At 55.7% G+C, this 11,963-nt stretch carries 12 protein-coding genes; 9 read left to right on the top strand and 3 right to left on the bottom strand.

The features are described from left to right. The first annotated feature begins 23 nt into the window (after positions 1-23). A complete protein-coding gene (locus FGF66_RS04660) occupies positions 24-245 on the top strand; it encodes a hypothetical protein (RefSeq protein ID WP_139456530.1) in 222 nt (73 codons plus the stop codon). 411 nt (positions 246-656) lie between these two features. Here the strand turns inward: FGF66_RS04660 and FGF66_RS04655 are convergent, their stop codons facing one another. Continuing rightward, positions 657-3,725: a PAS domain-containing hybrid sensor histidine kinase/response regulator gene (locus FGF66_RS04655; protein WP_139456529.1), complete on the bottom strand. Its 3,069-nt coding sequence runs from the start codon at positions 3,723-3,725 to the stop codon at positions 657-659. A 766-nt stretch (positions 3,726-4,491) separates the two neighbouring features. Between FGF66_RS04655 and FGF66_RS04650 the strand changes: the two genes are divergently transcribed. The 6 genes from FGF66_RS04650 (at position 4,492) to FGF66_RS04625 (ending at position 9,242) form a co-directional block, all read left to right on the top strand. Continuing rightward, positions 4,492-4,833, top strand: a complete 342-nt coding sequence (locus FGF66_RS04650) for a phage holin family protein (RefSeq protein WP_139456566.1) — start codon at positions 4,492-4,494, stop codon at positions 4,831-4,833. A 29-nt stretch (positions 4,834-4,862) separates the two neighbouring features. Then, entirely contained in the window at positions 4,863-5,819 is a 957-nt protein-coding gene (locus tag FGF66_RS04645) for an alcohol dehydrogenase catalytic domain-containing protein (protein ID WP_139456528.1), read from the top strand. Between the two features lie 15 nt (positions 5,820-5,834). Continuing rightward, positions 5,835-7,370: an ABC transporter ATP-binding protein gene (locus FGF66_RS04640; protein ID WP_139456527.1), complete on the top strand. Its 1,536-nt coding sequence runs from the start codon at positions 5,835-5,837 to the stop codon at positions 7,368-7,370. A 16-nt stretch (positions 7,371-7,386) separates the two neighbouring features. Then, positions 7,387-8,421 carry an ABC transporter permease gene (locus tag FGF66_RS04635; RefSeq protein ID WP_139456526.1) on the top strand — a complete coding sequence of 345 codons (1,035 nt, stop codon included), beginning with the start codon at positions 7,387-7,389 and terminating at the stop codon, positions 8,419-8,421. Positions 8,422-8,634: 213 nt separating this feature from the next. Next, on the top strand, positions 8,635-8,970 hold the full coding sequence (locus FGF66_RS04630) for a DUF2934 domain-containing protein (protein ID WP_139456525.1): 336 nt from the start codon (positions 8,635-8,637) through the stop codon (positions 8,968-8,970). Between the two features lie 104 nt (positions 8,971-9,074). Further along, the gene (locus tag FGF66_RS04625) at positions 9,075-9,242 is read left to right on the top strand and encodes a hypothetical protein (RefSeq protein WP_139456524.1); all 168 of its coding nucleotides are present in this window, start codon (positions 9,075-9,077) and stop codon (positions 9,240-9,242) included. 342 nt (positions 9,243-9,584) lie between these two features. Here FGF66_RS04625 and FGF66_RS12610 read toward each other — a convergent pair whose 3' ends face one another. Further along, complete coding sequence (locus FGF66_RS12610) at positions 9,585-9,776, bottom strand: hypothetical protein (RefSeq protein WP_170181214.1); 192 nt, start codon at positions 9,774-9,776, stop codon at positions 9,585-9,587. Positions 9,777-9,830: 54 nt separating this feature from the next. Between FGF66_RS12610 and FGF66_RS12605 the strand changes: the two genes are divergently transcribed. Both FGF66_RS12605 and FGF66_RS04615 read left to right on the top strand, forming a co-directional pair. Then, positions 9,831-10,085: a hypothetical protein gene (locus tag FGF66_RS12605; protein ID WP_170181213.1), complete on the top strand. Its 255-nt coding sequence runs from the start codon at positions 9,831-9,833 to the stop codon at positions 10,083-10,085. Between the two features lie 96 nt (positions 10,086-10,181). Continuing rightward, entirely contained in the window at positions 10,182-10,421 is a 240-nt protein-coding gene (locus tag FGF66_RS04615; protein WP_139456522.1) for a hypothetical protein, read from the top strand. Between the two features lie 54 nt (positions 10,422-10,475). On the opposite strand, the gene radA is transcribed toward FGF66_RS04615, so the two are convergent. Further along, entirely contained in the window at positions 10,476-11,846 is a 1,371-nt protein-coding gene (gene radA / locus FGF66_RS04610) for a DNA repair protein RadA (protein ID WP_139456521.1), read from the bottom strand. Positions 11,847-11,963: the final 117 nt, after the last annotated feature.

The raw sequence follows: 11,963 nt of genomic DNA, 5'->3' as shown, positions 1-11,963 counted from the left end.
CAACGAACTCAAACTGCACGGAAATGATCAAACAAACTGTTGGCGCTGTTGGAACGGCGCTTATGTTAACGCCTTTCGGAATGCCGCTCGTCGCGCACGGCGTTGCCGGACTGCTTGTCGGAACCGTTGGCCTGAACCTGCTCAATGGCGTCATCAACGACGTGAAGGGAGCAGGAGACCTCCTGCAACAGGAGATGGGCAAACCCAGCGACCGCCAGCAGGACGAAGAGCCTGAGGAGTTGTAACGCGGCTGAATTTTCCGAGGCTCGTTTTCAGTGACGCCCCGAACGAAACACGCCGCATGTCCCGGATTTATCTGACTCTCCAGTGTCGCAATGTTTGTCTGAACACGCATTGATACGCCACATTCCCTTGCTCTGTTCAATAGTTATGACAAGGGAATGTCGATCTTTATGCGCGAATATTCTGATTGTGTGGCAGCATTTTCCGGAGCATGAAGTAGTGTGGGCAAAAAATCTCTTCTACAAAACATTTGTTTCCCTTCAGTGTAATATCCTGAACACCCTTTTATTATTACCTTCGAAATCCTGAGCGCCGGCTTGGAATATATTTCCGTCATGCGTTTGAAACGTCAATCGAAAGCTTGAGGTATAGCTGTCGCCCCGGCAATGACGACCGCCATTGCCGGATCGATTTCAGGATATTCTGTTGTCGCCAATCACTTCGTTGATGGTGGACGATATGGTGTTGAATCTTACCGGCTTTTTCAGGATGCGGACAATGTTGCTTTTCTCTATCTCTTTCGAGTCCATATTCTTTTCGTATCCGGTCATCAGAATAACCGGCAGTTCCGGCCGGGATAAGTAAATTTCTGAGGCGAGTCTGATTCCGGTCATCTCCGGCATGGTCAAATCGGTAATCACCAGATCGAACGCTTGCGGTGACTTCCGGAAAAGCTCCAGCGCCTGGCAAGGAGTGTTGACCGCCTGCACCCGGTGGCCAAGTTGCGTGAGTATCATGTTCATCACCTCCAGCGTCGTTTTTTCGTCGTCAACCAGCAGGATGCTGGCCGTTCCATCTGAAATGGCGCCTTTCTGCTCTTTGCCTGTAACGTCTTTGTCGTTGACCGGCAGATAGATATGCACGGCAGTGCCTTTTTCCGGCGCGCTTTCAACATCGATCAAGCCGTTGTAGCCGGTAATGATGCCGTGGACAACCGAAAGCCCGAGGCCGGTTCCCTTGTTGACCGGCTTGGTCGTAAAGAATGGCTCGAAGATGCGGTCGAGAGTTTTGCTATCCATGCCATGTCCGGTATCGGCTACGGTAAGGCGCACATACGGCTGTTCTTGCAGCTCCGGAAACTTTTTTGTCAGATTGGAGCCGGGATTGATTTCGTCGAGTTCTATCGTCAAAACTCCTCCGGTATCTTCCATCGCCTGGGCGGCATTGGTGCAGAGATTCAGGATGACCTGATAGATTTTGGATGGATCGGCAAAGATATTCCGGCAGGAGTGGTTGATACGCTGTTCGATTTTTATGGTCGAGGGAATCGAGGGTCGGAGGAGCTGCATCGCCTCGTCGATGACGGACTGGACCGTGAGGCAGGAGGAGTCTGTGTCTCGCGCCTTGCTGAACATGAGTATCTGATTGACCAGGTTTTTGGCGCGTTCGGCGGCGATCATGATCTGTTTGAAAAATTCATGTAACGGTTCCTTATCGGGCAATTGCATCATGCCCAATTCTGAATAGCTGAGGATTGGGGTCAAAATGTTGTTGAAGTCGTGAGCGATGCCGCCAGCAAGGGTTCCGAGCGTTTCCAGCCGTTCGGACTTTCTGATGCGCGATTCGAGCTTCTCGTTTTCTGCCTCAATCCGCTTCTGTCCGGTAATATCGAGTGTTATGCCTGCATAGCGAATAACCTTGCCATCAGCATCCTTGAGCGGATTTCCTTTGCTCATGAGCCATCGAATAGAGCCATCGGCAGTTCTGATCCTCCAGTTGGCGTTGAACTCGGCATTGTTTTGCACCGCCTCTTCAGCAGCGTGTTCCACCGAGGGCCGATCCTCCGGGATGACAGTGTTCAGCCAGCTTTCCATTGATGGCGTGCAACTGCCTGGTTCAATGTCGAAAAGTCGCCAGATTTCATCGGACCATTTGTTTTCTTCGGTTTTTACAGAGGTCTCCCATATGCCGGCATTGGCGACATGAAGGATGAAATGCATCCGTTCTTTGCTTTCAACGAGCGCCTGCTGGAACTGCTTTCGCTCGGTGATGTCATGCAAAATCAGGAACGCCAGGGGCCGATCTTTGACGTGAATTTTTTTGCCGAACACTTCGATATCGCAGAGCGCGCCGTCGGCTTTCCGGTGTGTGACGATGAATTGTCGTTTTTTGGCGGTTTTCCATCCTTCGAGGCGTTTAACGGAAACTTTGGGGTTTTCGATGTTCAACTCCATAACCTTCATTTGGAGTAACTGTTCTTGGCTCCATCCGTAAAACTCTGCGGCTGCCTCGTTCACGTCAATGATTGTTCCTGTTTCGGGATCGAGGATCATCATGATGGCTGAGTGCTGTTCGAAGAATGTTCTGAACCGCTCTTCGCTCTCTTTCAGTTTTTCTTCCGTTTGTTTCAAATCGGTAATGTCTATGACAATGCCAACATATCGGGAAACATTGCCATCGCTGTCCCTGAAAGGAATGCCCCGTGACATTAACCAGTGAAGAGAGCCATCGGAATGATGGACTCGCCATTCAATCCTGAATGGGATGCCTTTTTTGGATGCATTGATCACCGTATTTTCAACGTTTTCACGGTCATCGGCAATGATTATATTTTTCCAGTTTTCATAGGATGGTTCGCAAGAATTCATGTCGAGGCCATATAACTCCCATATCTCATCGGTCCATTTATTGACATTGTTTTTTACATTCCACTCCCAACTGCCAGTTTTCGATTGAGAGAGAATGAAGCGAAGCTGTTCGTTGTTGATAGAGAGCTGTTTTTCTGTATTTTTGTACTTCTCGATGTCTGTTCCAGCACTGACAAGGAATATTTCGTTATCGACGATCAGGCGCTTGGTCGATATTCTGAACCATCGATATTCAGGCCCGCCGTGCAGACGGACTCTCAGGTCGCCAGCCTCTTCCGTTCCGTTCTGAAGGATGATTTGTAGTTTTTCAAAAGCTAAAGCATGATCATCGGGATGGAAAAGATCGAAGGTGTTGATGCCTGAAAGGTCATCATCTTCTGTTTTTGCAATGAGATTTCGGAAATATGAGTTGCATGAAACAATTTTTCCCGTCGAATCAAGAACAGTGAAGGAACCGGGAAATGCCTCCATCGCCTCGTTGCTGAAGGCTGAGTGTTTTTTGCTTTTTAGTTCTGCGAGTTTTGACGTTGTAATATCCTGAATTACTATATAAAGCATTTCTTTTTCACCATTCTCTCCAAATACAGGATGGACGGAGTTCCTGAGATAAACGCCATCTTTTTCATCTTCAAAATAGCTGCTTTTTCCTGTCCGAAATACTTCATCCGCATGTTTTTTTCTTCTGGTAGCAATATCGTACGGCAAGATGCTGTAAATATTCATGTTAAGGCAATCGCTCGCTTTTATGCCCATATGATCGCAAAAAGCATCATTGGCATCGAGGATATTTCCGTGCTGGTCGATGATGAATTTCGGATCGCAGCTATCTTTAAAAATGCTTCGGTAGGTTTGCTCTTTTTGCGCCTCTGTAAATTTTTTTGAATTTCTGTTCATGATGAATATCCGTCGTTCAGTGTTAAGTGGGGCCGTGAGGGGGGCTGGCTTTCTTGCGCCATCCGTTTCGTGGGACTTGTGCTGCCTTGAAAAAGGCGAAAGGCGAGAACCGGGACAGGTCGTGATCCGACTGACAGCGTTCTCATAAGATTCGTGATTTCATCAGATGCCTTGCAAATAAAAAAACATTAGCAGCCATTTTTCTATAAAAAAGTAATTTAACAGTCGAGTATAAACAAGCTGTTTTGTGTTGGTATTTGGTAGGATTATGTAAAATAAGCGTATTGTTTTGCTGAATTGTGCATAGGTAAGTCTGAAAATCTGAAAAGTATATTCTTTTATCGGACTTGACCATGCCGGGCATCATCCACATTTTCCTCTCTGCAAAAGACTGTCCGGTAAAAGACTGAATCACCTTAACTCTTTATTTGATTGTAAGTTATAAATCTCTTTGGCTGGACTGTTAAACCTGTTCATCAGGAATGGTCTTGTAAGCATCCCTAATGCCACCCACTATACTCTGCGAAGAGTCTTTTCTCCTGCCCTCCCCCTGGGAACCCGCAGCGAAAAGAATCTTCCGGGAGCGACGGCTGCCGCACACTGCACGAAGCGTTCGAGGCGATGGGGGTGCAAGAGGGAGGCGGGTGGACGGAGTGGACAAGTTCCGGGGACGGAACAGCCCGCCCCTTCGCCCTTTTAGCGAAATGTCTTACATTAAAGCTTTGGAGAGCACCGAACGAACGGTATGTCAAAAACGGAGATCACCATGTTCAGGCTATTGATACACTGGCTCATCAGCGCCACGGCGGTTTATGTGACAGCCAACTTGCTTCCGGGAATCGCCATCAGGAGCTTCGGCGCGGCGCTCATCGTGGCGCTGGTGCTCGGGCTCGTCAATGTCCTGATCAAGCCGGTGCTGGTGTTCTTCTCGATTCCGTTTCTTATCGTCACGCTCGGCCTCTTCATGCTGGTCATCAACGCCCTGATGCTGCAACTCGCCTCGTTGCTGGTCGATGGCTTCGCCGTGCAGAGTTTCTGGTGGGCCATGCTCGGCTCGCTCTGCATCAGCGTGGTCGCCTGGCTCATGAGCGCCGTACTGAACATCTGAAACTCACGACAATCGACAACCAACTGACCATGCAGGGAGAAGCACAGGCCCTCGTCCTCCTCAAAGCCAACAAGCTCAAGCTTCAGACCGTGAAGTATGCGGCTGACGGGCCGCGAGACATTCTCGTCAGAACCATCGCGAGCACCATCACGCCTGGCCTCGACCGGCTGCTCCTGACTAACAAGCCGGTGTCGAACAAGGTGCTCGTCTATCCGGTGATGCCGGGCAGCGAAACCATCGGCCAGGTGATGCACACCGGCCCGGCAGTCACCAGCGTCAAAAAGGGCGATTTCGTCTATGCGTTCAAGGGCGACCGCTGGGTCGGCATCGACCCCTACTACGGCTGCCACGCCGAGGTGGTGCCCACCTCCGAAGAGAACGTGCTGGCGCTTGGCCGCGAACCGATCCATCGCGACTTGTTGACCGGCCTGGTTGGCTACGTGCTCAGCGCCATGGAAAAGGTCGCGCTCGATCCCTCCATGCGCGTACTGCTGCTCGGTCTCGGCTCGGTTGGGCTGATGGTGTCGGAATATCTGCACTACCGGGGCATCCGCCACGTCGATGCGCTGGAAGTCTTCCCGCTTCGCGGCCAGCTCTCGCACGCCGAAAACATCGGCATCGACATCGTCGATTTCACCGGCGACTTCAACGACCGCTACGATCTGGTTATCGAGACGACGGGCCGCATCCTGATGGTCGAAAAGGTGATGCGCCTTTTGAAGCCGAAAGGCAAGGTGCTGCTCATGGCCAGCTACGAAGTGCTCGGCTACGACTACCGCTTGATCCAGCACAAGGAGCCGGTCATCGTCTGTTCGAGCGTCACCGACCGGCGGCATCTTGTCGAGGCCAAAGAGCTGCTCGAACGCGAGGTGCTCGAAACCGAAAAGTTCTTCACCAACGTCTTCCCGGTCAGCCAGTACGAACTGGCCTACCGCATCGCGCTGGACAGCAAGGAGGCGATAAAGACTGTCATAAGCTGGATTTAGGCGCGGAGTATCTTCATGGCGACGGCAGTAAAGCTCTCCGGAATCACCAAAACCTTCGGCAACCTCAAGGCCAACGACAACGTCTCGCTGTCGATCGAAGCGGGTTCGATCCACGCGCTCGTCGGCGAAAACGGCGCGGGCAAAAGCACCCTGTCGAACATCATCTACGGCCTGTTGCACCCTGACTCCGGCGTGATGGAGATCGACGGCAAAGCGGTGAAATTCAGCTCCGCGCGGCAGGCCATCGAAGCCGGAATCGGTATGGTGCATCAGCACTTCAAGCTGGCGCCGACGCTGTCGGTGACGGAGAACATCATCCTCGGCAAAGAGCAGAGCCGCTTCGCGCTACCTGCGCGGCGCATCGGCAGGGAGATCGCACAGCTCGCCCAGCATCACGGCCTCGAAGTCGATCCCGACGCCCTCGTCTCGACGCTCTCGGTCGGCGAGCAGCAGCGTGTCGAGATTCTCAAGCTGCTCTACCGCCGCGCCCGGATTCTGATTCTCGACGAGCCGACCGCCGTGCTCTCGCCGCCCGAAACCGCGCGACTCTTCGTGACGCTCCGCTCGCTCGCCGCCGAGGGACACACCATTTTGCTCATCACCCACAAGCTCGACGAGGTGCTCGCCGTTTCGGACACGGTGAGCGTCATGCGCAAAGGCGCGCTCGCCGGCACCTTGCCGACCGCCTCGACCGGCAAGGATGAGCTGGCGCGGATGATGGTCGGGCGCGACGTGCTGATCAGAACCGCCAACCCGCCGCAGGCATCGGGCAAGTCGGTGCTCTCGATTGACAAGCTCGTTTATCGGACGCCCGATGGCATCGAAAAGCTCCGTGAGCTGACGCTGCAAGTGCGGGCGGGCGAAATCTACGGCATCGCCGGAGTCGAGGGGAACGGCCAGAGCGAGCTGCTCTCGCTTTTGTGGGGGACGTTCGACCGCGATGGCAAAACCGGCGGCTCCATCGCCATCGACGGGCGGCAGACGCTCGGCATGAGTCCGGCGGAGGTCGCCGCGCTTGGTGTTTCGATGATTCCCGAAGATCGCCACAAATCGGCGGTGATTGCCGAATACGGCATCGAACAGAACCTGATCCTCGGCAGACACCGCGAAAAAGCGTTTCATCGAGGCATCGATTTCAATCGTGACGCGCTCCGCAAAAACGCCGCGACGATGATCGGGCGCTACGACGTCCGGTGCGCGGCGGAGAGCAATCCGCCAATCGCCTCGCTCTCCGGCGGCAACCAGCAGAAGATCGTGGTGGCGCGGGAGATGGAGCGGCCCCTGCTGAAGCTCCTCGTGCTCGCCCAGCCTACACGCGGCGTCGATATTGGCGCCATCGAGCAGATTCACCGGCGCATCATTGACGCCCGCAAACGCGGCCTGGCCATTCTGCTCATCTCGTCGGAACTCGAAGAGGTCGTCGCTCTTTCGACGCGCATCGGCTGCCTCTACAAAGGAGCGATACGCCACGAATTCAGCGAAGAGGAGGTGCGACGGGGGCGCGAGGCAGAGTTGGGCTTCGAGCAAGAGATCGGCATGCACATCACCTGAAACCCTAATTTTTTCGATGTCGAAACGCAGCGTCAAACCCTTCATCCCGGCTCTTTCGCTTTTGTTCGCTCTCGCGGCGGGAAGCCTCATCATTGCGGCCACCGGCAGCGACCCGCTGGAGGTCTGGCAAAAGATGCTCCGCTCGACCTTCGCCTCCGGTTACGGCATTGGGCAGGTGCTGTTTCGGGCGACGACCCTGATCTTCACGGGCCTCGCCGTCGCGCTGCCGTTCCGGGTGCGGCTCTTCAACATCGGCGGTGAGGGGCAGCTTCTCATGGGCGCGTTCGCCGCCGCGCTCTGCGGCATCGCGCTTCCGGTGGGCACTCCGGCGCTCGTCGCTGCGCCCGCGCTGATGCTCGCGGCCGCCGCCGCCGGCGCAGGCTGGGCGCTCGTCGCCGGGTGGCTGAAGGTGCGGCGCGGCGTCAACGAGGTGATCTCGACCATCATGCTCAACTTCATCGCCCTCGCCCTCACCGGCTACCTGCTCACCAACCATTTCGCCGTGCCCTCGACCGTCCACACTCCGGCGATCACTCTCGGCGGCTGGCTGCCCGATTTCGACACGCTTTTCCGGCTCGGCTGGCACTCCCCGGCCAACCTCTCGCTTTTTGTCGCCTTGGCCGTCACCGCCGGAGCCGCCGTGCTGCTCTTCCGCTCGCGCTACGGCTACGGCATGATCGCCTCCGGGCTGAACCCGGAGGCCGCCCGCCACGCCGGAATCGCGACTGATCGACACAGCCTCGGCGCAATGGCGATGGGCGGCGCGATGGCGGGTCTGGCCGCCTCGAACCTCGTGCTCGGCTACAAGCACTGGTTCGAGGCGGGTCTCTCGACCGGAGCCGGATTCATGGGCATCGCCGTCGCCCTGCTGGCCGGAGCGAACCCCGCCGGAATCATCGTCGCCGCCCTGCTCTTCGCCTGGCTCGACTACGGCGGCCTCGCGGTCAACACCCTCGTCCCCAAAGACATCTTCATGATGGTGCAGGCCATCACGATTCTCTCCATCATCAGCTTCCCCGCTCTTTTTAAAAGCTGGTTAAAAGAGGATTGATTTTCAGAAAAAGGACGGCGCGGACAGCCAAGTCCGCCCCCGCATCTCCGCTTTCGACAGACTCTCGTTCCGTTACAAAGTGGTGAAATAATGGCGAATCCACTTTTCTCCGAGATGATGAATTGTTTATCTTCCACCTGCAACGGGCGTTCTTCGTTCTCGAAATGCCCTGTACTGACCGAAGCAATTCATTGAAGAAGACCTGAAAATCCCATGGCTAAAAAATCTACCGACAAAGAGACTCTGGAAGTAACGCCCGAAAAGAAGACGGCCAAAAAAGCTGCCGCGAGCGCGGAAGCCAAGCCGAAAACCGAGAAACCCAAAACTGCGAAAAAAGCGGCATCCGAAGAGACCAGGCCTGCAAAAACCGCCAAGCCGCGCAAAAAAGCAAGCGCTGAACCCGCCGCGACCGAAGCCCCAGCCGCAAGCTCCGAGATGATAGAAGAGGAAATTCGCGTCGCCGCTTACTACCGCTGGGTCGAGCGCGGCATGTGCGATGGCTGCGACGAGGAGGATTGGATCGAAGCCGAGAAACGGATGAGGACGTAAACCGGTTCTTGTCTCTGTACATTAAAAAAAGCCATTCAATGAATGGCTTTTTTATATTCAGTTTTTCCGTACCGGGACTCGCCGCCCACTCAACACCGCTGTCCATGAAATTTTTCACCTCCATCACCGAAAGCATCCGACTCCTTTTCGCCGGACTCTGGCTCGTCTTCAGAATCATCCTCGAATACTTCGGCATCATCAGCGACGGCAACGACCGCACCACCGGCATCAAGGACATGCGCGAAGAGTACAAAAAAGCCAACTACCGCTGAGGAGCACGAGCAAGGGTTGCCGTGTGGGATGCTACAATCCGATCATCCATACAGAATAAAGAAGGGGGCCTGCTGTTACCCCCTTCTTTATTCATTGTATTATCATCAGTTACAGATCAGTTGGATCCAGAATACCTAGCTTCAACATCATGCTTCATTTTGACATACTGTTCATTTGAAATCTGCTTCAATGAAAGCTTATCGTCAAGCGCTCTTATTTCAGAAACCTGCTTTTTTTGGCTCTTCGCAGAATATCGTGGGTAAGGTCGAGAGCCGTTACGTCATGATCCGAGAGCCGTGTTCAGTTTTCCGCAGTAAAACAGAATCAGGTTCCGGTAACTCTCAAAACGGCGGAATCCTTTTGCCGGCAAGACGGCGCAGGCCAATGTTGGCGGCATCGTCGCGACGAGTCTCGATATGGCCGACAGCGATTTTCTGGCGGGCCGTTACCGTTTTGCCAATCCGGGCGGAGGCCGGAGCGGTCATCAGCGAGGGCGTGATCCATGCCATGCCGGGTGGCGTGGTGGCGCTCATCGTGCCGCGTACGGCAGCACGGGAACGTGGCTGATCGATCCGACCGATTTCACCGTGGCGGCATCGGGCGGCGATATTTCGGGCGCGATGCTTGGCAGCAACCTCAGCGCAACGAACGTGACGATCCAGAGCAGCAGCGGCGCGATAGCGGGCAACGGCGACATTTTCGTCAACGACACCGTGAGCTGGAGCGCCAACACGCTGACACTCGATGCGTATCGTAACATCATGGTCAACCGTGAGATGAACGGCTGGCAACACCGCCGTCGTCAGCATCAACGCCCCCGTCAACCTTCCCGAAGGCAATAACTTCAGCACAAAACTCGGCAGTGACGGGACGGTCAAGAATTACTACGTCATCACCAGACTCGGCGCGGCGGGCAGCGTGACAGGAACGGATTTGCGTTGAGAGACGGGTTCACGCTGTCGTTGCCGCCGGGAGTTGTCGATCCGGACAAGCTGGTTACGATCACCAGTGAAGATGGCTCGACTCTTCCGGAGTGGCTCTCTTACGATCCCGTCGCGCAAAATTTCACGGCATCCGATGTTGCTGCCGAAATCCAGGCGCTGAATCTCGTTATCAGCCAGGGCAATCAGACCTGGTTGATAACGATTGCCGCGACTTTGCAAAACAAAGCGACATGACCGGCTGAATGCCAGCCTGTTTTTATCCGGGCAATGGAAGCGGGCTTTCCGTTTTTACACCCCCATCGCTTCGAGCGCTTCGTGCAGGGTGCGGCAGCCGTGAATCTGGATCGGCAGCTTTTTGATCGACGGCTTCAGCTCGCGCGTGTTCGACTCGGGCAGCACGATCGACTTGAAGCCGAGGTGCACCGCCTCGCGGATGCGGCGCTCGCCGTCGCTGATCGCCCGCAGCTCGCCCGACAGGCCGATCTCGCCGCAGCAGCAGGCCGTCGGGCTGCACGGCTTGTCCTGCAAGCCCGATGCGATGGCGGCGGCGATGGCGAGGTCCGCCGCCGGTTCGACAAGCTTCAGGCCGCCCGCGATTTTCACGAACACATCCTGCCCGGCGGTCTGGAACTGCAAGCGTTTTTCGAGCACGGCGAGAATGATGGCGATGCGCTTGGGATCGAAGCCCGTGCTGATGCGCTGCGGCATCGAGTAGCCGGTGCGCGACACCAGCGCCTGCACCTCCACCATCAGCGCCCGCGATCCCTCGATTCCGGCCAGCACCGCCGTGCCCGGCACGTCCGTCCGGCGGTCGGAGATGAAGAACTCCGACGGGTTGGAGACCTCCGTCAGGCCGTCCTCCTCCATCTTGAAGACGCCGATTTCGTTGGTCGGGCCGAAGCGGTTCTTGACCGAGCGGATGATGCGGTAGCGCTGGTAGTTTTCGCCCTCGAACTGCAACACCGTATCGACCATGTGCTCCAGCGCCTTCGGCCCGGCCAGCGACCCCTCCTTGGTGATGTGGCCGATGATGAGCAGAATGAAGTTCTGCTCCTTGGCCGCGCGGATGAGCGAGGCGGCGCACTCGCGAATCTGCGTGATCGTGCCCGCCGAACTCTGGTAATCGGTCGAGTAAACCGTCTGGATCGAATCGACGATCACCAGCTCCGGCTGCTCGCTTGCGATGGCGTCGAGGATGCGTTCGAGCGCCACCTCGGAGACGAGGCGCAGGTTCGGGGCCTTGATCGAGAGCCGCCGGGCGCGTTCGCGAATCTGGTTCGGCGACTCCTCGCCCGCAACGTAGAGCACCTTTTTGCCGGCGAGGCGAGGCACGAGCTGGATCATCAGCGTCGATTTGCCGATGCCCGGCTCGCCGCCCACCAGAATCGCCGAGGCCTCCATCAGCCCGCCGCCGAGCACGCGGTCGAGTTCGCCGATGCCGGTCAGCGTGCGGTGGAAGCCGGACGGGAAGTCGTCGTCGAGATTTTGCACTTTGGGGAGTGAACCTGCCGGGGTTTTCTTGCGGATTTTGCTGTCGGGCTGCTCATCATGCGTTTCAACCAGCGTACCCCAGCTCTGGCACTCGAAGCAGCGCCCCTGGTATTTCAGTGAAACGGCCCCGCAAGCAGAGCAGACATAGCGAACAGTGTTTTTTGCCATGAAGCGGTGTGTTATTCGGATAAGCTCAAGCCAGTGGCATCGCTTTGCAACTTTCGGCTTTATTGTTTACATAGTGTGCAGTGACGCAGAAGGGCGCTCGTCGTGGCGCGATTTCTG

The sequence above is a fragment of the Chlorobaculum thiosulfatiphilum genome, from assembly GCF_006265165.1.
GTDB lineage: Bacteria > Bacteroidota > Chlorobiia > Chlorobiales > Chlorobiaceae > Chlorobaculum > Chlorobaculum thiosulfatiphilum.
Note: the sequence above shows the minus strand (reverse complement) of the source record. Positions and strands in the feature narration are given on the sequence as shown.

Excerpts from the sequence above, each read along its gene's own strand:
- FGF66_RS04660 (WP_139456530.1), top strand. The coding sequence starts at position 24 with ATGATCAAACAAACTGTTGGCGCTGTTGGAACGGCGCTTATGTTAACG.
- FGF66_RS04655 (WP_139456529.1), bottom strand. The coding sequence starts at position 3,725 with ATGAACAGAAATTCAAAAAAATTTACAGAGGCGCAAAAAGAGCAAACC.
- FGF66_RS04650 (WP_139456566.1), top strand. The coding sequence starts at position 4,492 with ATGTTCAGGCTATTGATACACTGGCTCATCAGCGCCACGGCGGTTTAT.
- FGF66_RS04645 (WP_139456528.1), top strand. The coding sequence starts at position 4,863 with ATGCAGGGAGAAGCACAGGCCCTCGTCCTCCTCAAAGCCAACAAGCTC.
- FGF66_RS04640 (WP_139456527.1), top strand. The coding sequence starts at position 5,835 with ATGGCGACGGCAGTAAAGCTCTCCGGAATCACCAAAACCTTCGGCAAC.
- FGF66_RS04635 (WP_139456526.1), top strand. The coding sequence starts at position 7,387 with ATGTCGAAACGCAGCGTCAAACCCTTCATCCCGGCTCTTTCGCTTTTG.
- FGF66_RS04630 (WP_139456525.1), top strand. The coding sequence starts at position 8,635 with ATGGCTAAAAAATCTACCGACAAAGAGACTCTGGAAGTAACGCCCGAA.
- FGF66_RS04625 (WP_139456524.1), top strand. The coding sequence starts at position 9,075 with ATGAAATTTTTCACCTCCATCACCGAAAGCATCCGACTCCTTTTCGCC.
- FGF66_RS12610 (WP_170181214.1), bottom strand. The coding sequence starts at position 9,776 with ATGAGCGCCACCACGCCACCCGGCATGGCATGGATCACGCCCTCGCTG.
- radA (WP_139456521.1), bottom strand. The coding sequence starts at position 11,846 with ATGGCAAAAAACACTGTTCGCTATGTCTGCTCTGCTTGCGGGGCCGTT.